The following is a 22,844-nucleotide window of genomic DNA, read 5'->3' as shown; positions in this document are numbered from 1 at the left end:
CTAACTAGAATGGGTGCATGTCGTCCGCGAAACCGAGCCTCGACCTGCTCCGCTCGCTCACCGAGGAGCACGTGCTGCACGCCCTGATGGAGCACGGGCGCCTCACCCGGGCCGAGGTCGCAGCCCTGACCGGCATCTCGAAGCCGACGATCTCCGAGGGAGTGCGACGTCTCGTCGACGCCGGCCTCGTCGTCGACACGGGGGAGCGCAGCTCGGGCCGTGGTCGCGCCGGGTCCTACTACACGCTCGCGCCCGACTCCGGCGCCGCCCTCGTCGTCGGCATCACGCCGCAGGGCGTCGTGGCGGAGGCTGTCGACGCCTTCGGTGCGGTCGTCGCCTCGGCCGAGGTGGCGCTCGCGCGAGACGCCGGCGTCGGTGCCGTGGGCCTCGCCCTGACGCGAGCGGCGGAAGCCGCCGGAGCCACAGTGACCGGGAGGCTGCGGCTGGCCGTCGTCAGCGCGGCCGACCCCGTCGACCGCGAGACCGGGCGGCTCGTGCACCTGCCCGACGCCCCGTTCCTCGTCGGCGACCTCGACGCGCCGTCCTTGCTCGCGCCCGCCGTCGACGGGCCTGTCCTCGTCGACAACGACGTCAACTGGGCGGCGCGCGCCGAGCACGCGGCGGGTGAGGCCGGAGCCGTCAGCGGCTCCCACGACTTCGTCTACCTCTACCTCGACGAGGGGCTCGGCCTCGCTGTCGTCTCCGACGGCGAGGTGCGGCGTGGCCACTCCGGCCTGGCCGGCGAGATCGCCCACCTCACGACGCAGGGCCCTGACGGCCGGGCGACGCGACTGACCGAGGTCTTCGCCCAGCTGGGCCTGCGCCGGGCCGGCTCGACGGCCATCGACGTCGCGCGTCTGACGACGACGATCGTCGACGCCGACCGCGGCGCATCGACGCTCTCGGCCCTCGGGACCGCCGTCTCGGGCGTCCTCGAGGCAGCGGTCGCACTCGCGGACCCCGAGATGGTCGTCGTCGGCGGCGCGTGGGGGAGCGACGAGGCGGTGGTCGGAGAGTTGCGTCGCCGGTCCGCAGACCTCCCACGCCCGGTGCCCGTGGTCGTGGCGGCCGTCACCGACCAGCCACAGCTCGTCGGCGCGCGCGCCGCCGCGCTGGCGCAGCTGCGAGAAGTCATCATCACCACGGTCCGGGGACCGGACCCGGTCTAGGTTGGTGAGCGGGTCAGGGGGCGACGCGCGGCCGCATCGACACACGGGGAGCCCTCGGCGTTCATCCGGCCGACATGCCGGTCGGATGCGCAGGCAGGTCGACGAAGGAGAGCGCACATGCCCGGTACGGAACGCGCCAGGGTTGACTCGTTCGGTCACCCCGAGGACGGTCTGCACGAGGCCACCCCTTGGTACGACTGGGGTCCCTATCTCTCGGAGCGGGCCTGGGGGACGGTGCGCGAGGACTACAGCGCGGACGGTTCGGCCTGGGGCTACTTCCCCCACGACCATGCGCGCTCCCGCGCCTACCGCTGGGGCGAGGACGGCATGGCAGGCGTCAGCGACGTCGGCCAGAACCTGTGCATGGCGCTGGCCCTGTGGAACGGCAGGGACCCGATCCTCAAGGAGCGGATGTTCGGCCTGACCGGTCCCGAGGGCAACCACGGCGAGGACGTCAAGGAGTACTGGTGGTTCCTCGACGCCCTCCCGAGCCACGCGTGGCTGCACTGGCGCTACCACTACCCGCAGGCCGAGTACCCGTATGCCGCCCTCGTGGCCGAGAGTGCCCGGCGTGACCACACGCAGCCGGAGTACGAGCTCATGGACACCGGGGTCTTCGACGACGACCGCTACTGGGTGGTCGACGTCGTGCACGCCAAGGCCGACCCGCACGACCTGCTGATGGAGGTCCGCGTCACCAATGCGGGCCCGGACGTCGCGACGCTGCACGTGCTGCCCCAGCTGTGGTTCCGCAACACGTGGTCCTGGGACGTGGGTGCCGCCCGGCCCTCGCTGAGGGCCACGGGTCCCGATCGGGTGGCGGTGGAGCACCCGCGGTTCGGCGAGCTCGAGTGGGAGCTCGCGCCCGGACCCACCGGTGAGTCACCCGAGCTGCTGTTCTGCGAGAACGAGACCAACGGCCGGCGGCTCTACGGCTCGGACTCGTCAGCGGACTACCCCAAGGACGGGGTCAACGACCACGTCGTGACCGGTGCGCCGACGGTCAACCCGGAACGGGTCGGGTCGAAGAGTGCGGCCTGGTACCGCCTGACCGTGGCCCCGGGCGACACGCAGGTCGTACGCGTCCGGCTCCGTGCGCCGTCCTCGGCGCCCGCCTTCGGCGCAGCGTTCGACACGGTGCTGGAGCAGCGTCGTGCCGAGGCCGACGAGTTCTATGCCGAGGTGATCCCCGCCGACGTCGACGAGGACGCCCGCCTCGTGGCGCGGCAGGCGTTCGCCGGGATGATCTGGGGCAAGCAGTTCTACCGCTACGACGTGAAGCGCTGGCTCGAGGGCGATCCCACGCAGCCTCCACCTCCGCCGGAGCGACGGGCCGGGCGCAATGCCGGCTGGCTCAACGTGGACGCCCGCGACATCCTGTCCATGCCGGACCCGTGGGAGTACCCGTGGTTCGCAGCGTGGGACATGGCGTTCCACACCGTCGCCCTGGCCCACCTCGACCCGGCCTTCGCCAAGTACCAGCTGCTCGTGCTCTGCCGGGAGTGGTTCCAGAACCCGAACGGCGCGCTTCCTGCCTACGAGTGGTCCTTCAGCGACGCCAACCCACCCGTGCACGCGTGGGCCGCCCTGCACGTGTGGGACATCGACGGAAGGCGCGACACCGACTTCCTGGGCCGACTCATGCCCAAGCTGCTCATGAACTTCACGTGGTGGGTCAACCGGATGGACCCCGAGGGCGACCACCTCTTCGCCGGTGGCTTCCTGGGCCTGGACAACATCAGCGCCATCGACCGGTCCCACCTGCCACCGGGCGGCCGCCTGGAGCAGGCCGACGGGACGAGCTGGATGGCGTTCTACTCGCTCACCCTCCTCGAGATCGCGAGGATCCTCGCCGAGAAGGACGACGCGTGGACCGACATCGAGGTGAAGTTCATCGAGCACTTCGTGCTCATCGTCGACGCCATGCACTCCCAGGGCCTCTGGGACGAGGAGGACGGCTTCTTCTACGACGTCTTCCACGCCGGCGACGGCAGCACGGTCCCGATCAGGGCGCGCTCGATGGTCGGGGTGCTCCCGCTCCTGGGGATGGTGGTCGTGAGGCCGGAGCTGCTGAGGACGCTCGGCACGCTCCAGAAGCGCTTCTCGGGGTTCCTCGGGCAGCAGGGGTCGACCTCCGGTGAGCGCAGTCGCGGACGGGTCGTCGAGGTCCCCGGCACGGAAGCCGTGGCGATCGGTGTCGTGCCGCCGACAGAGGCGCGCCGCGTCCTGGCGCGGGTCTTCGACGAGGACGAGTTCCTGTCGCCGCACGGGCTGCGCGGGCTCTCGCGCCACCATCTCGAGCACCCGCTGTGGGTCGAGCTCTCAGGGTCGATGGTCACGGTCGACTACGAGCCCGCGGAGTCCACGACCGGCATGTTCGGCGGCAACTCCAACTGGCGCGGGCCCGTGTGGATGCCCGTCAACTACCTCGTGCTGCGCAACCTCCAGCGATACGCCCGGTCACTCGGAGCCACGAGCGAGGTCGAGTACCCCACCCGCAGCGGGCACACGCAGGGACTGGCGGACTGTGCCGAGGACCTGCGTCGGCGCCTGATCTCGTTGTTCCTCCGAGGTCCCGACGGCCGACGGCCGTGCCACGGGCACGTCGGGAAGCTGCAGGACGACCCTCGCTGGCGGGACAACGTGACCTTCTTCGAGTACTTCCACGGTGACAACGGTGCCGGGCTGGGGGCCAGCCACCAGACCGGGTGGACCGGTCTCGTGGCCGACCTGATCTGCCGGCCCGACCCGTTCGCGGGCGACCAGCAGCCGTGGGGCCTGTGAGGCCCCGGAGCCGGAGCGCCTTGACGTCGGGATCGTGCGGTTGGGGCTCGAGCGGGTCCCAGAAGACGACGAGCAGGTCGGTCGGGCCTCTTGTTGTGGATGGCGCGGAAAAAACTTCTCGGATCGCTGTAACGCCCCGGCCGGCCCTGCCGATGGAGGGGTCAGAAGAGGCGCCACTCGGACCCCCGAGCGAGTGGCGCCTCTCCTGTGTCCGGGAGGCCTGCTCGCGTATGCGTGTGGCGGCGTCAGCGCGCCGGTGGCAGCACGACGCCGAAGCCGGCCACGGCCAGCCGGAGCAGCACCTGTCCGGGGGCGAGCAGGTCGGCGATGCGAGCGGCGCTGAGCACCTCCAGCTCGGCGAGCCGGACGGCATACGCCTCCGGGCCGTCGACGCGAGCCCGCTGGAGCTCGGTCGTGTTGTGCCACACCTTGGTGCGGGCCTCGCGCAGGAAGCGGGTCGAGGCGGCGCGGTTGAGCGGCGTCAGCACCCGGTCGAGCGCGCTCTTGGCACGCAGGGTGGCCAGCTCGTCGTCCTCCGCGGCGACCCGGGCGGACAGCACCCCGTCGATGCGCTCGTGGTCGCGTCGCCGCCGGTCGAGCAGGACGGGGTCGGCGAAGTCGGCGTCGCTGATGACGCCGAGGAGGGCCTGCGGCAGGTCGTAGTTGATGTGCGCGTTGATCCCGAGGAGCACCTGCCGCAGCGGCGGCAGGTCGGCGGGAGCCCCGAACGCGAGCCGCCACGGCCGCGGTGCCTGCCGTCCCGGGTCGCCCGACAGGTCGGCGTCGAGGGCGTCGAGGTAGAGGTCGGCGAAGACGACGTCCCACACCTCGACCCACTCCGGGTCCTCGAAGGCGGCGGCACCGATGGCCTTGCCGACGGCCCGCGTCGTGCGCTGGTAGGTCGCGAGGAACGCGCGCCGGACGGAGAGCTCCGGCGGCATCTGCTCGAGGGTCGCGGTCATCCGCTCGAGGACGTCGTCGATGGTGCGCCCACCCTCGGTTCCGGTCATCGCGTTCTCCTCACGCACGCCGCCCCTCGCTCCTATTCTGGAGCGGGAGTCTCGCGGTGTCAGTCGAATCCGGACGCCGTCGCGCGAAGGCGCTCCTGGTCGAGGAGGCCGGATGAGAGCAGGGACGCACGGGCCCGGATCGTTCGACGCGGTCACCGTCGGGCAGCGCGAGACGGACGCGTGGGTGGGGCCTACTACCGGCACGAGTGGGCGACGTTCCTGCGGGCGTCGGTGGCGATGGTGGCGGCGGGCTTCGGGATGAACGGGCCCGACACGCTGCGGGGTGCGTGGCTCGTGCTGCGTGCCAACCAGGCGTGGGCGCCCTTCCCCGACAACGACCCCCAGCGTGCGCGCGACCTGATGCGCCGGTTCGACGCGCTCGTCGCAGAGACGGCCGGCCTCGACCTCGAGCCCACGCAGGCCGGAACCCTCGAGCTCGAGTGGTGGCGCGTGCCCCGTGAGCACCAGCGCGACGCCGACGTGACGAAGGACCAGCTCGTCGGCGCCCTCGTCGACCTCGACGCGGTCGGACGGTCGAGGGGGTGAGTGGCCGTGGCGCACGTCGACCCTGCGTCCCCGCCCTCGACGACTCGGAGGGACGACCGCGTCCTGCCGGCCACCCGGGTCCTCTCCGTCGTGCTCGTGCCGATCCTGCTCACCGCGTTCGTCATCCTCTACGGCTCCCCGTCCGACACCGGGCGCCTCTTCGCCTGGACGATCAGGCCGAGCCTGACCCCCATGGTGCTCGGGTCGGCCTATCTCGGCGGGGCGTGGTTCTTCGTCCGCGTCGCGCGTGAGCGGCGGTGGGCGCGGGTCGGTGCGGGCCTGCTGTCCGTCACCCTCTTCGCGGCCCTGCTCGGGGTCGCCACGGTCATCCACTGGGACCGGTTCAACCACGGCCACGTCGCCTTCTGGCTCTGGGCCACGCTCTACTTCGTCGCCCCGTTCCTCGTGCTCGCGGCCTGGGTGGCCAACACCAGGGTCGCCGCGCTGCCCCGTCCCGACGAGCTGCGCCTCCGCCCGGGTGCGCGGGCGGTCGTCGCCGGCGGTGCTGGCCTCGCGCTCGCGCAGGGCCTCGTGATGTTCGCCGTCCCGAGCCTCGTGATCCCGGTCTGGCCGTGGCTGCTGACACCGCTCACGTGCCGCGTCGTCGGTGCGGTCTTCTGCCTCGGCAGCGCCGGTCTCGTCGTGCTCCGTGACAGCAGGTGGGTACGCCTGCGGCTCATGGTCGAGGTCGAGGTCGTCATGCTGACGCTCATCCTCGTCGGGGCCGTGCGGGGGCGGTCCGACCTCTACACCGACCGTCCCCTGACCTGGCTGCTCCTCACGGGCCTCGCCGCCACGCTCGGGGCCTCGCTGCTGCTCTGGAGGGCCATGGCCGGGCGTGAGCGGGCGCGAGGGACGTCCGCGCGACCGGCGCCCCCGCGGACGTCCGCCCGCTGAGGTGGAGCCTCAGCGCGGTGAGAGCACGAGGAACGGCGGTCCCCGGAGCAGGTCGTCCGTCACCCACGTCGGGTCCGACGACGTGACGACCGGCAGGCGCCCGTCATCAACGTCGTCGCATCGTGCTCATCGTCCTCTCGATCATCCCGGTCTCGCTGGCCCAGCGACTCGGCGGGCGTACCTAGACGACGTCGAACAGCTCGGTGTGGATGCGCCGCGAGGGCACGCCGCGGTCGCCGATGATCTCGGTCGCGGCGGCCACCATGGGCCCGGGTCCGCAGACGAAGTAGTCGACGTCCTCCTTGGACCGACGCTGGGGCAGGGCCCGCTCGAGCACCGCCGCCGTGAACCGCCCGACCTCGCCGTCCCACTCGTCCGGCGGCTCCTCGAGGATCTCGACCACGTGGAGGTCGAGTCGATCGCCGAGGTGCTCCCCGTCGGCGCGGTGCAGCAGGTCGTCGGCCGTGCGGCCGGCGACGACGAGCAGCACGGGCCGCTCGTCGCCCCGGTCGGCCAGGGTGCGGATCATGCTGAGCATCGGGGTGATGCCGACGCCGCCGGCAATGAGGACGAAGCGGTCGGAGCGCAGTCCGTCGAGGGTGAACGACCCGTGCGGTCCGTCGATGAAGACGCTGCGTCCGGGACGCAGGCCCGCGATGAGCTCGCTGAAGTCGCCCATGCCCTTGATCGTGAACTCCTTGCGCCAGGGCTCGGTCGCGGCCGAGGCGATGGTGAAGGGGTGCTCCTCGAAGACGTACGGCGAGGTGCCGATCTTGAGCCAGGCGAACTGTCCGGGCCGGAAAGCCACGCCGGAGTGACCGGCGGCGTGCAGCACGAGGGTCGTCGCGGTCGGCGAGACGTGCCGTACCTCGTCGACGACATAGCGGTTGCGGTAGGACCGCAGGGGACGCCAGACCCAGCGGTGCAGGAAGGCGAGGACGAGGAACACGGCCAAGGTCTGGAACCACAGCCGTGCCGACGGGAAGCGGGTCAGGTCCCCGAGCCACAGGACGTGCAGGGCCGTCGCGAGGAGCACGATGTGGGCGAGCAGCACGTGGACGAGGCGCCACCCCTCGTAGCGCGGTCGACGGCGGCGACGACTCATGCCGAGGGCCACGATGCCGGCCAGGCCAGCGGTCGCGATGAGTGCCGCCCAGACCCGCGGGGGTGCCGATCGCAGGTCGAGGACTGCCACCCCGGGCCCGGGGCGGACGATGACCACGCCGACGTGCACGGCGACGAGCGTCACGGCAGCGAGGGCCAGGGCGCGATGGTTGCGCAGGAGTCGCTCGACGCCGAGGTAGCCCGTGACGGGTCGGAAACGGCTCGGCAGCACGAACGTCAGCACGAGCAGCGAGGCGGCGGCGAGTGCCGTGACGAGCGAGACGACCCTCAGCGGCCCCTGGTGCGCGCCGTCGGGCGCCGACCACAGAGCCCACAGCGGCACGACGAGGGCAGCGGCGACGAGCAGCGCCCACAGTGCAGGGGCGAGTCGCCGCCGAGATGCGCCGCCCCTGCCGCCCCACCACATGCGCCGACCGCCGACGGGGGTCGAGCCCACGATGACTCCATCCGGAGGCGGAAGATCCTCCCGAGCCTACGGAGTCGCTCGACCAGCCGCCTCAAGCCCGGGTCAAGAAACCCTTAAGCCGGACGGTCCGGCCTCACGCCCGTCGGGCCGTGACGAGGAGGTACTCCCACCCCATCCGCCCGTGCGCGTCCATGTGGTCGCGGGCCAGGTCCAGCAGGGCCGCGTCGAGGGCTGCGACCGCGTCCGAGGAGTCGGCGATGCCGCGGTAGGTGACGATCGTCGGACCGTAGGCGCGCTTGAAGAAGTCCCGGAAGTCCTCGGGGTGCTCGAAATGCACTGGGAGCGAACGCTTCTCGGCGGTGAGCTCTGCGACCTGGCTCCCGAGGAGCTCGCGCACGTGCGCCTCGTCGCCCCACAGCGGGGGCGGCTGCGCGCCCGGAGGCGGCGGCGCGGCATACGGCTTCATCGTCGCGAACATCTGCCCGATGAAGCCCTGCGGCGTCCAGCTGGCGAGCCCCAGCGTGCCGCCCGGTCGTGCGACGCGGACGAGCTCGTCCGCAGCCGCCCGGTGGTGCGGCGCGAACATCACGCCGACGCACGAGAGGACGACGTCGAAGGTGGCGTCGGCATAGGGAAGGGCCTCCGCATCGCCCTGCTCCCAGTCGATCGCGACTCCGGCTTCGGCGGCGAGCCGGCGGCCGACGTCGAGCAGCTCGGGGGCGAGGTCGCTCGCCACGACGCGTGCGCCGGTCCGCGCTGCGGGGATCGCGGCGTTGCCGGTCCCTGCGGCGACGTCGAGGACGTCCTGTCCGACCGTGACGCGGCACGCGTCGACGAGCTCGCGGCCGAGCTCCGGGATGACCTCCCGGGCCACGGCCGGGTAGTCGCCGAGCGCCCACATGGCGGCATGCCGGGCCTTGAGTGCGGCGTCGGGGGCGGTGGCCTCCGTCGTCCGGGTGTGTGTCGTCATTCGCGTTCCCTCCATCGGTGACGGGCCCGCTGCGATCCGGCGGCCCGGCGGCCCACCCGGGCCGTCCGTCTCCAGAGTCCGCTGCCGCCGACGCGGGCTCCAGTACACGAAGTGGACTGACGCGGTGCACGTCGAGGACCGATACTGGGCGGTGGGCCGCGGTGCAGGTCAGGGTCCGCGGCCTCCGACCGGAGGTGGGCCATGGGACGACATGATCCCGGGGCGGGCCAGTACTGCCCGATCTCACGGACGCTGGACGTCGTGGGGGAGCGGTGGTCTCTGCTCATCCTGCGCGACCTGTTGACGGGGACGACGCGCTTCAACGACCTCTCGCGGGGCCTGCCCGGGCTGTCGCGCACGCTGCTGACGAAGCGGCTGCGCCATCTCGAGCGGTACGGCGTCGTCGAGCGGTCGGGCACCCGCTACGTGCTGACCCCATCGGGGCGCGCGCTCGAGCCGGTCGTCTTCGGTCTGGCGCAGTGGGGAGCCGACTGGATGTTCGGCGATCCGCAGCCGGAGGAGCTCGACGCCCAGCTGCTCGTCTGGTGGATGCACACGCGCGTCGACACCTCCGTCCTGGCGGGTGACCGGCACGTGCTCCACCTGCGTTTCGACGACGATGTGCGCCGCTTCTGGATCCTCGTCGAGCACGGCACGCCCTCGGTGTGCATGACCGACCCGGGGTTCCCCGTCGACGTGACGATCAGCAGCGACGTGGCGTCGTTGTATGCCGTGTGGCTCGGCCGTCTGCCCCTGACCACGGCGCTGCGGTCGGGCCGGGTGCACCTCGACGGGTCGACGGCGGTGACGCGCCGGCTCGACGAGGTGCTCCGGCTCAGCCCGGTGGCACCCTTCGTCGCGGCCATGCGGGCGCGGCCGGCGTGACCCCGGGGAGAGCGCTCAGCAGCCGTCGGGCCCGCAGGCGACCGTGTCGGCGGCGTCGGTGGCGATCCCCGTCGCGACGGGCTGGAGCATGACGAGGGGGTGCGACTCGCGCCAGGCCTGCTCGAGCGCCTGGGTGAAGAGCTCGGTGGGCTGAGCACCGGAGACGCCATACTTCTCGTCGAGCACGAAGAACGGAACGCCTCTGATGCCAAGGGAGTTCGCGGCGGTGATGTCGGCGACGACCGCGTCCCGCCACGTGTGTGTCGCGAGGTCGCGCGCGATCTCGTCGGCGTCGAGCCCTGCCTGGGTGCCGATGCGAACGAGGACCTCACGGTCGCCGATGTCCTCCCCGTGCTCGAAGTGCGCCGACAACAGCGCCTCCTTGACCTCGTCGCCCACGCCGCGGGCCTTCGCGAGGTGGAGCAGCTCGTGGCCGGCGAAGCTGTTGGCCACGACGACGGACCCGAAGTCGTAGCGCAGGCCCTCGTCGGCGGCGATCGACGTCACCTGGTCGAACATCTGGCTCACCTGGGCGCGCGACATGCCCTTGCGGTCCACGAGGTAGTCGAGCTCCGTGCCGTCGTGGTGGTCGGGCAGCGTCGGGTCGAGCTGGTAGCTGCGCCACTGCACCTCGACCTCGTCGCGGTGCGGGAACGCGGCCAGTGCCTTCTCGAAGCGGCGCTTGCCGATGTAGCACCACGGGCAGGCGATGTCGGACCAGATCTCGACCTTCATGCACCGCTCAACGACGGCGACGGGGGATTGCTTCCCCGAGGGTCAGGCGCGCGAGCCGTCGTCGTCGTCGGTGGTGTCCCGCTCGGGGGTGAGGGGGGCGCCGGTGGCGTCGGCGCGGGGGGCGTCGTCGGGTACGACGTCGCCGAGCGGGGCGCCCGCCGGGGCCGGTGCCGGAACGTCGGTGTTCTCCGGGAAGTGGCAGGCGACCTGGTGCAGCGGCGCGAGCTCGACGAGCGGCGGCTCCTGCGTCTTGCAGATCTCCTGGGCCTTCCAGCAGCGCGTGTGGAACCGGCAGGCCGGCGGCGGGTTGACCGGGCTCGGGACGTCGCCCTCGAGGCGAATGCGCTCGCGCTTCGTGCGCCGCTGCGTGTCGGGGATCGGCACGGCCGAGAGCAGCGCGGTCGTGTACGGGTGCATCGGTCGCGTGTAGAGCTCGTCGCGCTCGGCGATCTCGACGAGCTTGCCGAGGTACATCACGGCCACCCGGTCGGACATGTGGCGCACGACCGACAGGTCGTGGGCGATGACGACGTAGGTCAGGCCCAGCTCGTCCTGGAGGTCCTCGAGGAGGTTGATGACCTGCGCCTGGATCGACACGTCGAGGGCCGACACGGGCTCGTCGGCGATGATGAGCTTCGGCTTGAGGGCGAGCGAGCGCGCGATGCCGATGCGCTGGCGCTGACCGCCCGAGAACTCGTGCGGGTAGCGGTTGTAGTGCTCCGGGTTGAGGCCGACGAGCTCGAGGAGGTCCTGGACCTCGCGCTTGATGCCGTGCTCGGTCTTGATCCCCTGCAGGTGGTACGGCGCCCCGACGATGGTGCCGACGGTGTGCCGCGGGTTCAGCGAGCCGTAGGGGTCCTGGAAGATCATCTGCACGTCGCGGCGCAGTGGCCGCAGCTTGCCGGCGGACCAGTGGGTGATGTCCTCGCCCTCGAGCAGGATCGTGCCGCCGGTCGGCTCGAGCAGGCGCGTCAGCATGCGGCCGGTCGTCGTCTTGCCGCAGCCGGACTCGCCCACCAGCGAGAGCGTCTCGCCGCGCGACACGTTGAACGTCAGGCCGTCGACCGCCTGGACCGCACCCACCTGGCGCTGGAGCAGGCCACGCGTGATCGGGAAGTGCTTCGTCAGGCCGGTGACCTGCAGCAGCGACTCGCCCGCCTGCTTGGACGCGGTCGGCTTGACGTGGGTGGTGGTCACGATGGGGCTCCTGTGCTGAGGTCGCGGGGTGCGCGACCGGACGCGGTGTGGACGGACGACGCGGGCATCACAGCGTCGGCCTGATGTCGTTCTCCCAGATCGCGGTCCGCTCCTCGCGGGTGAGGTGGCACGCGGAGTAGTGCCCCGGGTGCGTCTCGGCGAACGGCGGACGCTCGGTCTGGCTCAGCCCGTTCGTGCGATCGGCGTAGGCGCACCGCGGGTGGAACGGGCAGCCCGACGGCACGTTGATGAGGCTGGGCGGGGCGCCCTTGATGGGGCGCAGGCGCTCGGTGCGCACGCGGTCGAGGCGGGGCATCGAGCTGAGCAGGCCCCACGTGTAGGGGTGCTGGGGGCGGGTGAAGACCTCGTCGGCCGTGGCGTACTCGACCGAGCGGCCGGCGTACATCACCATGATGTCGTCGGAGAGCTCGGCGACGACCCCGAGGTCGTGGGTGATGAGGATGACGGCCGAGTTGAACTCCGACTGGAGGTCGCGGATGAGGTCGAGGATCTGCGCCTGCACCGTGACGTCGAGCGCCGTCGTCGGCTCGTCGGCGATGAGCAGGTCCGGGTCGCACGACAGGGCCATCGCGATCATGGCGCGCTGGCGCATCCCGCCCGAGAACTGGTGGGGGTAGTCGTCGACCCGGCTCGTCGGCTGGGGGATGCCCACGCGTCCGAGCATGTCGATCGCGTGCTTCTTCGCGACGGACGTGCTGACCTTGTTGTGGATCCGGTAGGCCTCGATGATCTGGTGGCCCACCGTGTAGAAGGGGTGCATCGCCGAGAGCGGGTCCTGGAAGATCATCGCCATGCGCTTGCCACGCAGCTCGCGCACTCGCTCGGGCTTGGCGCCGATGAGCTCGGTGTCGTCGAGCTTGATCGAGCCCGTCATGCGCACCGTGCCGGGCTTGTGCAGGCCCATGATCGACATGCTCGTGACGCTCTTGCCCGAGCCGGACTCACCGACGATGCCCAGGGTCTTGCCGCGGGCCACGTCGAAGGAGAGGCCGTCGACGGACTTCACGACGCCGTCGTCGGTGGGGAAGTGGACGCGGAGGTCACGCACCGACAGGAACGCGTCGGCGGCCGGGGCCCCCAGGCCCCCGATGCCGTCGAGGGTGTTCGCCGACGTGGCGCCGCCCTTGTCGCTGCGGCGCGTGCGGTCGTCCGCGCGGCTCGTGGTCTCGTTGGTGGACTGGCTCATGAGGTGCGCACCCTGGGGTCGAGGACGGCGTAGAGGAGGTCGACGATGAGGCTCGCGAAGATGACGAACACGGCGCCGAAGAGCGTCACGCCGAGCACCTTCGGCAGGTCGTTGTTCGTGATCGCCTGAACAGCGTAGTAGCCGATGCCCTGGAGCGAGAACGTCGTCTCGGTCAGCACGGCGCCACCGAGCAGGAGGCCGAGGTCGAGACCGAAGATCGTGAGGATGGGCGTCAGAGCCGAGCGCAGCCCGTGCCTGACGACGACGTCGTGCTCCTTCAGGCCCTTGGCACGGGCCGTGCGGATGTAGTCCTCGTTCATCGTCTCGAGCATGCCGGCGCGGGTCAGGCGGGCGTACGACGCCGCGTAGAGGAACGCGAGCGTGATCCAGGGCAACAGCATGCGATGGACGAGGTCGAGCGGACTGGTGGCGTCCATCGGACTCGCGCCACCGGCATACGTCCATTTGAGGCCGTAGCTGAAGATCGTCAGCGAGAGCAGGCCGGTGAAGAAGATCGGGAGGGACACGCCGGCGAGGGCGACGCCCATGAAGCCGCGGTCGAGGACGCTCCCGCGCTTGAGCGCGGAGATGACACCGGTGCCGACGCCGCCGACGAGCCACAGGAACGCGGCGCCCGCCGCGAGGATCCCGGTGACGGGGAGGCGGTCGAGGATGTCGGGCAGCACGGGGTTCTGCGTGATGTAGGAGTATCCGAGGCACGGGGCCGGGCAGTGGTCGATGCCGGCGCCGGTGTCGTAGTCGGATCCCGTGAGGACGCCCTTGACGAACCGGCCGTACTGCACCCAGATCGGGTCGGTGAAGCCGAGCTTGACCGCCTGTGCGTGGATCTGGGCCTCGCCGGCGCTCTTGCCGACGTAGCGGGAGGCGAGGTCGTCCGCCGTCGCGCCGCCGATGCGAGGCACGAGGAAGAAGATGACGAAGACGACCGCGCTCACGATGAAGAGCAGCAGGACGGCGGCGAAGAGCCGGCGGATCAGGTACGTCAGCACGATGTGGTGGCCGGACGCGGCGACGAGCAGCTCGTGGCTACCCGTCGCCGCGTCACGCCTTCACCTACTTTCGATGAAAAGGTTCGAACCGGGAGGCCCTCGGAAGGGCCCGTGGGTCACGGGTTGGCGACGCCCGTCGAGGCGTAGTCGTAGTAGGAGTAGCCGTCGTTGACGAACACGTTGGAGATGGTGTCCGGGCGGAAGAGCAGCGACTTGGGCCAGACGCCGGGGATGACCTCGGCGTTCTCCATGACGACCTTGTCGATCTGGCCCCAGATCGCCTCACGCTTGGTCGTGTCGGCCTCGTTGAGCGCCTGGTCCATGAGCTTGTCGACCTCGGGGAGCTTGATGCCGAGGTTGGTGTTGCCCGCGGGGCGGATGACGCGGCTGTCGACGATCTGCTGCAGGAACCCGAAGCCGTCAGGCCAGTCAGCACCCCAGCTCATCACCATGAGGCCGAGCTTGTTGGCCTTGGCGAAGTCCGGCTTGCCGGCGTAGAGCTTGAAGTAGTCACCGGCCGGGTACGGCTTGAGCGTCAGCTTGACGCCGATCTTGGCGAGCGACTGCTGCATGGACTCGGCGGCGGCCTTCTCCTTCGGGCGCTCCGGGCGGTAGGAGATGTTGGTCTCGAAACCGTTCGGCTGACCGCACTTGGCGAGTGCGGCCTTCGCGGAGTCGACGTCTCCGGTCGGCTTGGCCTTGGAGTTGTAGAGGTCCATCTCCTGGAAGCCGGGGATGATCGGGGGCAGCAGACCCGTGGCGATGGTGCCGCCGATGTCGCCGCCGTAGGCGCGCTGGTAGCCCGTCTTGTCGGCCGCGAAGATGACGGCCTTGCGGCAGTCGATGTTGTCGAACGGCGCGACGTCGCCGTTGATCTGCGCGTAGTTCGCGCGCGCGGTCGTCGGGTTGTCGGTGTGGGCCTTGAGGGCCGGGTCGGCGAGGATCTTGCCCTGCGCCGCAGCCTGCACGCCGGTGCCGGCCAGGTCGATGTCGAGGTCACCGGCCATGAGCCGGTTGTCGAGGTCGGCGGCGTTGACGCCGATCTCGACGGTGATCTTGTCCGGCAGCGCCTTGCGGCCCGTGTCAGGGTCCGTGGCGGGGTCGTACTGGTCGTTGCGGACGAGCTCGATGCGCTTGCCCGTCTGGTAGACCGAGAACTTGTACGGCCCGCTCGAGATGACGTGCTCCTTGTACTTCGAGCCAGTGTCCTTGGCCTGCGGCACGGGGGAGGTGTTGGACAGCTGGGCGAAGTAGTCGAAGCCGGCGAAGGGCTTGCTGAGGTGGAAGACGATCGTCTTGTCGTCGGGCGTCTCGATGGCCTTGAGGCTGTCGAGGTTCTTGTCCTTGTAGACCGAGTAGCCCTCGGGGACGTCGGCGAGGAAGTCGTTGAAGTACGTCGGGCCGTTGGGGAACGTTCCCTTGTCGAGCGAGCGGGCGACGCCGTACTTGATGTCCTTGCTCGTGATCGGCGTGCCGTCCTCGTACTTCAGGCCGTCACGAAGGGTGTACGTCCACGTCTTGTTGCCGTCGCTGGCCTTGCCGAGCGAGGTGGCGAGATCGGGCACGAGCTGCGCACCCTCCTTGCCCGGCGCCGACTTGAACGACACGAGCTGGCGGGCGTAGTTGCGCAGGAAGTCCCACGACAGGCCGTAGTACGTGTCACCCGGGTCGACGGAGTCCCAGTCGCTCGAGATGCCGAAACGCAGCGTTCCGCCCTTCTTGTCGGACGGGTTGAAGACCGCGCTCAGGGCGGCGTTGGCGGTAGGGGTCGTGCCACCTCCGCCGCCGCCGGCCGTGCCGCTGGGCGTCGTGCCCGGCGTCGTGCTGCCCGCGCACGCGGACAGACCCAAGGCGAGGGCGGCCGCGGTCGCGGCCACCATCACGCGTGTGTTTCTCATGAGTGGATGCGCTCCTTCGTGTTGCGGGATGCGGCCTGCGGTGGGTTACCGAGACCGCGGATCGAGGGCGTCACGCAGGCCGTCCCCGAAGAGGTTGAAGGCCAGCACCGTCACGAAGATGGCGAGGCCGGGCCAGAGCATGAACCAGGGGTCGATCTGGTACCACTGGGCGGCGTCGGAGAGCATGCCGCCCCACGTGGCGGTGGGCGGCTGGACGCCGACACCGAGGAACGACAGGCCCGCCTCGAAGAGGATGTTGCTCGGGATGAGCAGCGTCGCGTAGACGAGGATCGGCGCCAGGAGGTTGGGCAGCAGCTCCTTGAACAGGATGTAGGGCGTGCGCGCCCCGAGGCTGCGCGCTGCGTCGACGAACTCACGCTCGCGCAGCGACAGCGTCTGGCCGCGCACGATGCGGCCGATGTAGGGCCAGTTGAAGAAGCCGATGATGAAGACGATGACCGAGATGCGCAGCGCGTCTCCCTTGAGGCCGAACGCCTCGTCGGGCACGACGCCGGCGAGGGCCAGCGCGAAGACGAGCAGCGGGAAGGCGAGGAAGACGTCCATCGTGCGGCTGATCAGGGTGTCGATGGTGCCGCCGAAGAAGCCGGCGACGACGCCGAGGACCGTGCCGATGACCACCGAGAGCAGCGTCGCGAGGAAGGCGATGAGCAGGGACACCTGGGAGCCGTAGATGACGCGGCTGAAGATGTCGCGTCCGTTGACCGGCTCGAGCCCGTAGAGGAAGTCCCACGACATGCCGCCGTAGGGGCCGATCGGGATCTGGGTGTTGGGGTCGATGAGGTCCTGGTGGAACTCGTTCGGCGGGTGGCCGAGCAGGCCGACGACGAGCGGGGCCGCGATCGCGACGACGATGAGGTAGAGGACGAAGATGCCGCCGGCGAGCGCGACCTTGTCGCGCTTGAGACGGGTCCAGGCGATCTGGCCGAGCGACCTGCCCTCGATGCGCTTCTCGCCCTGCAGGACCGACTCGGGCTCAGCCGAGGTCGCGCCGGGCTCGAGGTCAAGGGGAGTGCTCATGGATGCCGTCACCTCCGGGTCGTGATCGGTGCCGGAGACCGGGTCGGCCCTCCAACATGCTGGGTAGCAGCCGCAACCTACCGCCCCCACGACCGCGCGCTTCATCATTCAGCGGCTCGACACGGTCAGCAACCGACTTGGCCGAATCGTGACTCGGAGGAGATCTTCCGGCGACCTGGCCCGCACGACCGGAAGATCGCCCGCGCCCGCCGAGGTTCGGAGGGGACTCCCAGCAGGGGCCCAGCGCCGCCTGTGACACACGCGGCCGTACGCGTACGGGCCCGGTCGGGACGGACGCGCGCCTACGCGTCCGTCTCGTCGTCGAACTGACCGAGGACGCGCTCGAGGAGGTCCTCCATCGTCACGAGGCCGGCCGGGCCCGACGGGCCGTCGACGAGGACGAGCTGGACGTGCTGCGCCCGCATCGCCGACACGGTGTCGAGCAGCGAGAGGCCGGCGTCGACGTGGACCGCCGGCGACGTGACGGTGGTGACGGGCGCGCCGGGAACGGCGCGGACGATGTCGCGCACGTGGGCGATGCCCACCGGCGTGTCGCCCTCTCGGACGACCAACCTCGAGCGGCCGGTGTCGCGTGACACGGCCTCGGCCTCGGCGCACGTCGCGGTCGTGTCGACCCCGACGGCCAGCTCGATGGGGACGAGGACCTCGCGGACCGGTGTCGTGTCGAGGTCGATGGCACCGGCGAGGACGCGGTGCTCGGGCTCGGCGAGCATGCCGTGGTCCTTCGAGCTCGCGATGAGCAGCTGCAGCTCCTTGGGGCCGTGGACCTGGCCGAGCTCGTCCTGCGGCGTCACGCCGACGAGGCGCAGGCAGCCGTTGGCCATGGCGTTGAGCAGGCTGAGCGCCGGGCGCATCACGCGGGCGAAACCGCGGAACGGCAACGCCAGCAGCACCGCTGACCGCTCGGGGTGGGCGATCGCCCACGACTTGGGGGCCATCTCACCGACGACCATGTGCAGGAACACGACGATGCCGACGGCCAGCACGACGGAGACGACGTATGCCGCCGCCTCCGGGACGCGCGCGAAGGTGAACACCGGGGTGAGCAGCTCCGCCACGGCCGGCTTGGCCAGCGAGCCGAGCCCCAGGGTGCACAGCGTGATGCCCAGCTGGGCGCCGGCGAGCATGAGCGAGAGCTCGCGGCTGCCGCGCACGGCGGCCCGCGCCGCGACGCTGCCACGCTCGGCGAGGTCCTCGAGCCGGTGGCGCTTGCTGGCCACGAGCGCGAACTCCGCCGCGACGAAGAAGGCGTTGAGCACGAGGAGCAGGAGGGACACGAGCAGGGCGGTCGTCATCGGCCGGCCTCCGTCCGTGAGCCGGCCGTGCGGTCGGTCGCATCGCCGCCGGCAGCGTCCGACCCGTGGTCGGAGCCGGTGTCGATGTCGAGGGCCTCGAGGTGGGACATGAGGTCGAGCACCTCGACGCGCACCGCCGACGGGACGTGTCGCTCGACGGCCTCGACGGTGAGGCGGACCGAGACCGGCAGGTGCCGGTGCTCGCGGTCGTGCTCGCGGTCGTGCTCGCGGTCGGGCTCACGCGGGTCGCCAGAGCGCCCCGGTGCCTCGTGGTCGCCGGACGGCTCGGCGTTCTCGTGGACGTCACCGGAGCGGACGTCGGCACCGTCGCCCTCGGACCCGTGGTGACCGTCGGACACGACCTCGCGGCGCGCCTCGACGTGGACCTCGTCGCCGACGACGGCCGTGCGGCCCAGGTCCTCGAGGATGAGTCCGCTGATGGTCGAGTACTCGTCGCTGCTCGCGAGGCGCAGCTCGGTCGCGGTGTCGAGCTCGTCGAGGCGCAGGTGGCCCGGGACGAGCCACGTGTCGGCGCCCGTCTCGACGATGCCGGGCTCCGGGGTGTCGTCCTCGTCGAGGATCTCGCCGACGACCTCCTCGGCGATGTCCTCGAAGGTGACGATGCCGGCGAAGCCACCGTGCTCGTCGACGACGACGGCCAGCTGCCGGTGGTCGGCCCGGATCTGCTCGAGGACGCGGGGCAGCGGAGCGCTCGTCGGGACGACGGTCGGGTCGGAGACGACGGAGCCGACCGTCGTGGTGCCGCGCCGGTCGGGCTCGACGGCCAGCACCTCGGCGATGCCGGCGACCCCGACGATGTCGTCACCGTCGCGGCCGGTCACCGGGAAGCGTGACCAGCCGGTGTCGAGCAGGTCGACGAGGGCCGTGACCGGGGCGTCGGCGTGGATCGTCGTGACGCGAACGCGTGGCGTCATGACGTCTCCCGCGTCGAGCTCGCGGAAGCGCAGGCCGCCCTCGAGCACGTCGGAGAGGTCGTCGTCGAGCAGGCCGCCCGCGTGCGACTCGTCGATGATGCGGGTGAGGTCCTCGGCCGTCGCGCCCTGCTCGAGCTCCTCGACCGGCTCGATGCCGACCTTGCGCAGCAGGGCCGTCGACGAACGGTCGAAGAGCCGCACGATCGGCCCGGCCACCGTGAGGTAGGCGAGCGTCGACCGGCTCAGGGAGCGGGCCAGGGGCACGGTGCGCGCGATGGCGAGGTTCTTGGGCGCGAGCTCGCCGAAGACCATCTGCACGACCGTCGAGAAGACGAGGACGGCGGTGACCGAGAGGCTGAGCCGGGCGGCATACGACATCGAGGGGTCGAGCAGCTCGGCGATGCCGGCGCCGACGAGTGGCTCGGAGACGTAGCCGACGAGCAGGGCGGTCACGGTGATGCCGAACTGGGCGGCCGACAAGGTGAACGACAGCTGCGACGTGACGCGCAGGGCGCGTTGGGCGGGGGCGTCACCCTCCGCCGCGAGCTGCTTGAGGGCGTTGCGGTCGACGGCGACGTAGGCGAACTCCTGGGCCACGAAGTAGCCGGTCGCCGCCGTCAGGGCGAGGATCAGTGCGATGCCCAGGCAGATGCCGAGGGCGGTGCTCATGCGTTCACCACCCGGGTGAGCGAGCGGTGCGTCTGGGGCGGCCGGATCGGGTCCGGCCAGGGACTATGGCCCTCCCGGGACTCGGCACGCGAGTCGGAGCGTGAGTGGGATCGCATGAGGCAATCCTAAGTTACGGGCGCGACCCGCCCACCCGGCGACGTCCGGACCGGACCCGGGCCATCCTCAGGCGACTCCCCGAGATCCTCGGCTGAGCCGGCACGGCTCAGCCCGTCGCGGCGGCGCCCCGGCGGGTGGCCTCCTGGCTGATCTGGTGCGCGAGCTCGACGTCGAGCTGGGTCAGGCCGCCCTCGGAGTGGGTCGACAGCGCGAAGGCGACGGTGCGCCAACGGATGTCGATGTCGGGATGGTGGTCCATCGTCTCCGCGGCGGACGCGACCTCCTGCACGAGGGCGATGCCGGTCAGGAAGTCCGGCGCCTCGAAAGAAGCCCGGATCGTGTCGTCGTCACGCGTCCAGTCGGGCAGGTCGCCCAGCTGGCGCTCGATCTCCTCGTCGGTGAGCCGTCGTGTCATGTCACCAGTAAACGCCCCACCGTGCTCGCCCGGTCGTCCTGGACCTCGTGCTGTGGCACCATCGGTGGCGCCATGAGCAGTCCAGACCCCGTCCAGCACCCGGTACGCCTCGTCGTCGGGGCCGCCGTCGTCGACGACCTGGAGCGACCGACCCGACTGCTGTCGGCCCGCCGCACGGAGCCGTCGGCGCTCGCCGGCGGCTGGGAGCTGCCCGGCGGCAAGGTCGACGAGGGCGAGTCCCCGCTGTCGGCCCTGCACCGCGAGCTGCTCGAGGAGCTCGGCGTCCGCGTGCGCCTCGGCGCGCACGTGCCCGGTCCGAAGCCGGGCTCCACGTGGCCGCTGGGCGATCGGTACGAGATGCTGGTGTGGTTCGCCGAGGTCGTCGAGGGCACGCCCGAGCCCCTGGAGGACCACGATGAGCTGCGCTGGCTCGACCGGGACGACCTCCGTGCCGTCGGGTGGCTCCCCGCCGACCTGCCCATCGTCGAGCAGCTCGAGCAGCTCCTGCGCCCGCCCGCATCCGACCCGGACGCCCGAAGCGCCTCCTGAACCACACGAGAACCACCCACGACGCCGTGGTCCGAACCACCCTCGAAACCCTGAGAGACTGTCCCTCATGCCCATGAAGACCCGCGCGGACATCCGCAACGTCGCCATCGTCGCCCACGTCGACCACGGCAAGACCACCCTCGTCGACAAGATGCTCTGGCAGTCCGGCGCGTTCGGCGAGCACCAGCACGTCGACGAGCGCGCGATGGACTCCGGCGACCTCGAGCGCGAGAAGGGCATCACGATCCTCGCGAAGAACACCGCGGTGCACTACACGGGCAAGGCCGCCCAGGACCGCGGCCTGACCGACGGCGTCACGATCAACATCATCGACACCCCCGGCCACGCCGACTTCGGTGGTGAGGTCGAGCGCGGCCTGTCGATGGTCGACGGTGTCGTCCTGCTCGTCGACGCGTCCGAGGGCCCGCTGCCCCAGACCCGCTTCGTGCTGCGCAAGGCGCTCGCCGCGAAGATGCCGGTCATCCTGTGCATCAACAAGGTCGACCGTCCGGACTCGCGCATCGCCGAGGTCGTCGACGAGGCCTACGAGCTCTTCCTCGACCTCGACGCGACGGAGGAGCAGATCGACTTCCCGATCGTCTACGCGTCGGCCAAGGCCGGCCGCGCCTCGCTCGAGCGCCCCGACAACGGTGGCCTGCCGGAGGGCGAGGACCTCGAGGCCCTCTTCGAGACGATCCTCCAGACGATCCCCGCGCCGACGTACGACGACGAGGCGCCCCTGCAGGCGCACGTCACCAACCTCGACGCCTCCAACTTCCTCGGCCGCCTCGCCCTGCTCCGTGTCTTCAACGGCACGATCAAGAAGGGCCAGCAGGTCATGTGGTGCCGCCACGACGGCTCGCAGCAGCGCGTCAAGATCACCGAGCTGCTCATGACCGAGGCGCTCGAGCGCAAGCCCGCCGAGGAGGCGGGCCCCGGCGACATCATCGCCGTCGCCGGCATCCCCGAGATCACCATCGGCGAGACGCTCGCCGACCCCGAGAACCCCATCCCGCTGCCCCTCATCACGGTCGACGAGCCGGCGATCTCGATGACCATCGGCACCAACACGAGCCCGATGGTCGGCCAGGTCCGCGGCTCGAAGGTCACGGCCCGCATGGTCAAGGACCGCCTCGACAAGGAGCTCATCGGCAACGTGTCGCTGCGCATCCTCAACACCGAGCGTCCGGACGCCTGGGAGGTCCAGGGCCGTGGTGAGCTCGCGCTCGCCATCCTCGTCGAGCAGATGCGTCGCGAGGGCTACGAGCTGACCGTCGGCAAGCCGCAGGTCGTCACCCGCGAGGTCGACGGGAAGGTCCACGAGCCCGTCGAGCGCCTCACCATCGACACCCCCGAGGAGTTCCTCGGCGCCATCACGCAGATCATGGCCGCCCGCAAGGGCCGCATGGAGCAGATGACCAACCACGGCACCGGCTGGATCCGCATGGAGTTCCTCGTGCCCAGCCGTGGCCTCATCGGCTTCCGCACCGAGTTCCTCACCGAGACGCGCGGCACGGGCATCGCCCACCACGTCTTCGAGGACTACGAGCCGTGGTTCGGCGCCATCACGACCCGCACGAGCGGCTCGCTGGTCTCCGACCGCAAGGGCGTCGTCACCTCCTACGCCATGGTCAACCTCCAGGAGCGCGGCACGCTCTTCGTCGACCCGACGACGGAGGTCTACGAGGGCATGATCGTCGGCGAGAACTCCCGCGCCGACGACATGGACGTCAACATCACCAAGGAGAAGAAGCTCACCAACGTGCGCGCCTCCTCCTCGGACAACTTCGAGAAGATCGTCCCGCCGCGCAAGCTGAGCCTCGAGCAGAGCCTCGAGTTCTGCCGCGAGGACGAGTGCGTCGAGGTCACGCCCGAGTCGGTCCGCATCCGCAAGGTCGTCCTCGACGCCGGCGAGCGCGCCCGAACCGCGTCACGGGCGCGTTCGGCGGCGAAGGCCGAGGGCTGA

19 protein-coding genes are annotated in these 22,844 nt (G+C 70.8%); 7 read left to right on the top strand and 12 right to left on the bottom strand.

From position 1 onward, the window contains the following. Positions 1-17 precede the first annotated feature (17 nt). A complete protein-coding gene (locus ASH01_RS02525; RefSeq protein WP_056770950.1) occupies positions 18-1,169 on the top strand; it encodes an ROK family transcriptional regulator in 1,152 nt (383 codons plus the stop codon). Positions 1,170-1,286: 117 nt separating this feature from the next. Beyond that, complete coding sequence (locus ASH01_RS02520) at positions 1,287-3,953, top strand: MGH1-like glycoside hydrolase domain-containing protein (RefSeq protein ID WP_082619353.1); 2,667 nt, start codon at positions 1,287-1,289, stop codon at positions 3,951-3,953. A gap of 245 nt (positions 3,954-4,198) precedes the next feature. Here the strand turns inward: ASH01_RS02520 and ASH01_RS02515 are convergent, their stop codons facing one another. After that, positions 4,199-4,963, bottom strand: a complete 765-nt coding sequence (locus ASH01_RS02515; protein ID WP_056772595.1) for a DUF5995 family protein — start codon at positions 4,961-4,963, stop codon at positions 4,199-4,201. Between the two features lie 180 nt (positions 4,964-5,143). Between ASH01_RS02515 and ASH01_RS02510 the strand changes: the two genes are divergently transcribed. Beyond that, a complete protein-coding gene (locus tag ASH01_RS02510; protein WP_056770948.1) occupies positions 5,144-5,509 on the top strand; it encodes a hypothetical protein in 366 nt (121 codons plus the stop codon). Positions 5,510-5,515: 6 nt separating this feature from the next. After that, positions 5,516-6,406: a hypothetical protein gene (locus ASH01_RS02505; protein ID WP_056772591.1), complete on the top strand. Its 891-nt coding sequence runs from the start codon at positions 5,516-5,518 to the stop codon at positions 6,404-6,406. Positions 6,407-6,587: 181 nt separating this feature from the next. On the opposite strand, the gene ASH01_RS02500 is transcribed toward ASH01_RS02505, so the two are convergent. Next, positions 6,588-7,967: a ferredoxin reductase family protein gene (locus ASH01_RS02500; protein WP_056770944.1), complete on the bottom strand. Its 1,380-nt coding sequence runs from the start codon at positions 7,965-7,967 to the stop codon at positions 6,588-6,590. A gap of 103 nt (positions 7,968-8,070) precedes the next feature. Further along, complete coding sequence (locus tag ASH01_RS02495) at positions 8,071-8,907, bottom strand: class I SAM-dependent methyltransferase (protein ID WP_056770941.1); 837 nt, start codon at positions 8,905-8,907, stop codon at positions 8,071-8,073. Between the two features lie 201 nt (positions 8,908-9,108). Here ASH01_RS02495 and ASH01_RS02490 point away from each other — a divergent pair, with 201 nt between their 5' ends. Further along, positions 9,109-9,792, top strand: a complete 684-nt coding sequence (locus tag ASH01_RS02490; protein WP_056770938.1) for a winged helix-turn-helix transcriptional regulator — start codon at positions 9,109-9,111, stop codon at positions 9,790-9,792. A 15-nt stretch (positions 9,793-9,807) separates the two neighbouring features. Here the strand turns inward: ASH01_RS02490 and ASH01_RS02485 are convergent, their stop codons facing one another. The 9 genes from ASH01_RS02485 to ASH01_RS02445 form a co-directional block, all read right to left on the bottom strand. Next, the gene (locus ASH01_RS02485) at positions 9,808-10,527 is read right to left on the bottom strand and encodes a DsbA family oxidoreductase (RefSeq protein ID WP_056770934.1); all 720 of its coding nucleotides are present in this window, start codon (positions 10,525-10,527) and stop codon (positions 9,808-9,810) included. 42 nt (positions 10,528-10,569) lie between these two features. Beyond that, the gene (locus ASH01_RS02480; protein ID WP_056770932.1) at positions 10,570-11,724 is read right to left on the bottom strand and encodes an ABC transporter ATP-binding protein; all 1,155 of its coding nucleotides are present in this window, start codon (positions 11,722-11,724) and stop codon (positions 10,570-10,572) included. 67 nt (positions 11,725-11,791) lie between these two features. Then, entirely contained in the window at positions 11,792-12,931 is a 1,140-nt protein-coding gene (locus ASH01_RS02475; protein WP_156415386.1) for an ABC transporter ATP-binding protein, read from the bottom strand. Beyond that, positions 12,928-13,941 (bottom strand): ABC transporter permease, encoded by a 1,014-nt coding sequence (locus tag ASH01_RS02470; RefSeq protein WP_056770930.1) that lies wholly within the window; start codon positions 13,939-13,941, stop codon positions 12,928-12,930. Before ASH01_RS02470 ends, ASH01_RS02475 begins: the two co-directional genes overlap by 4 nt. 116 nt (positions 13,942-14,057) lie before the next feature. Next, entirely contained in the window at positions 14,058-15,839 is a 1,782-nt protein-coding gene (locus ASH01_RS02465) for an ABC transporter substrate-binding protein (protein ID WP_056770929.1), read from the bottom strand. A gap of 45 nt (positions 15,840-15,884) precedes the next feature. After that, positions 15,885-16,877, bottom strand: a complete 993-nt coding sequence (locus ASH01_RS02460) for an ABC transporter permease (protein WP_056772586.1) — start codon at positions 16,875-16,877, stop codon at positions 15,885-15,887. A 302-nt stretch (positions 16,878-17,179) separates the two neighbouring features. Beyond that, complete coding sequence (locus ASH01_RS02455; RefSeq protein WP_056770927.1) at positions 17,180-18,193, bottom strand: hemolysin family protein; 1,014 nt, start codon at positions 18,191-18,193, stop codon at positions 17,180-17,182. Beyond that, complete coding sequence (locus ASH01_RS02450) at positions 18,190-19,797, bottom strand: hemolysin family protein (protein WP_056770924.1); 1,608 nt, start codon at positions 19,795-19,797, stop codon at positions 18,190-18,192. Before ASH01_RS02450 ends, ASH01_RS02455 begins: the two co-directional genes overlap by 4 nt. A 223-nt stretch (positions 19,798-20,020) precedes the next feature. Then, positions 20,021-20,329 carry a 4a-hydroxytetrahydrobiopterin dehydratase gene (locus tag ASH01_RS02445; RefSeq protein WP_056770921.1) on the bottom strand — a complete coding sequence of 103 codons (309 nt, stop codon included), beginning with the start codon at positions 20,327-20,329 and terminating at the stop codon, positions 20,021-20,023. Positions 20,330-20,401: 72 nt separating this feature from the next. Here ASH01_RS02445 and ASH01_RS02440 point away from each other — a divergent pair, with 72 nt between their 5' ends. Both ASH01_RS02440 and typA read left to right on the top strand, forming a co-directional pair. Beyond that, complete coding sequence (locus ASH01_RS02440) at positions 20,402-20,878, top strand: (deoxy)nucleoside triphosphate pyrophosphohydrolase (protein ID WP_056772584.1); 477 nt, start codon at positions 20,402-20,404, stop codon at positions 20,876-20,878. A 67-nt stretch (positions 20,879-20,945) separates the two neighbouring features. Further along, a complete protein-coding gene (gene typA / locus ASH01_RS02435; RefSeq protein WP_056770920.1) occupies positions 20,946-22,844 on the top strand; it encodes a translational GTPase TypA in 1,899 nt (632 codons plus the stop codon).

The organism is Terrabacter sp. Soil811 (assembly GCF_001429655.1).
Classification (GTDB): domain Bacteria; phylum Actinomycetota; class Actinomycetes; order Actinomycetales; family Dermatophilaceae; genus Terrabacter.
The sequence above is the reverse complement of the archived record's forward strand: the minus strand, read 5'-3'. Positions and strand labels throughout refer to the sequence as shown.

Coding starts and splice junctions, on each gene's coding strand:
- ASH01_RS02525 (WP_056770950.1), top strand. CDS start 18: ATGTCGTCCGCGAAACCGAGCCTCGACCTGCTCCGCTCGCTCACCGAG.
- ASH01_RS02520 (WP_082619353.1), top strand. CDS start 1,287: ATGCCCGGTACGGAACGCGCCAGGGTTGACTCGTTCGGTCACCCCGAG.
- ASH01_RS02515 (WP_056772595.1), bottom strand. CDS start 4,963: ATGACCGGAACCGAGGGTGGGCGCACCATCGACGACGTCCTCGAGCGG.
- ASH01_RS02495 (WP_056770941.1), bottom strand. CDS start 8,907: ATGACGACACACACCCGGACGACGGAGGCCACCGCCCCCGACGCCGCA.
- ASH01_RS02490 (WP_056770938.1), top strand. CDS start 9,109: ATGGGACGACATGATCCCGGGGCGGGCCAGTACTGCCCGATCTCACGG.
- ASH01_RS02485 (WP_056770934.1), bottom strand. CDS start 10,527: ATGAAGGTCGAGATCTGGTCCGACATCGCCTGCCCGTGGTGCTACATC.
- ASH01_RS02475 (WP_156415386.1), bottom strand. CDS start 12,931: ATGAGCCAGTCCACCAACGAGACCACGAGCCGCGCGGACGACCGCACG.
- ASH01_RS02465 (WP_056770929.1), bottom strand. CDS start 15,839: ATGAGAAACACACGCGTGATGGTGGCCGCGACCGCGGCCGCCCTCGCC.
- ASH01_RS02460 (WP_056772586.1), bottom strand. CDS start 16,877: ATGAGCACTCCCCTTGACCTCGAGCCCGGCGCGACCTCGGCTGAGCCC.
- ASH01_RS02455 (WP_056770927.1), bottom strand. CDS start 18,193: ATGACGACCGCCCTGCTCGTGTCCCTCCTGCTCCTCGTGCTCAACGCC.
- ASH01_RS02450 (WP_056770924.1), bottom strand. CDS start 19,797: ATGAGCACCGCCCTCGGCATCTGCCTGGGCATCGCACTGATCCTCGCC.
- ASH01_RS02445 (WP_056770921.1), bottom strand. CDS start 20,329: ATGACACGACGGCTCACCGACGAGGAGATCGAGCGCCAGCTGGGCGAC.
- ASH01_RS02440 (WP_056772584.1), top strand. CDS start 20,402: ATGAGCAGTCCAGACCCCGTCCAGCACCCGGTACGCCTCGTCGTCGGG.
- typA (WP_056770920.1), top strand. CDS start 20,946: ATGCCCATGAAGACCCGCGCGGACATCCGCAACGTCGCCATCGTCGCC.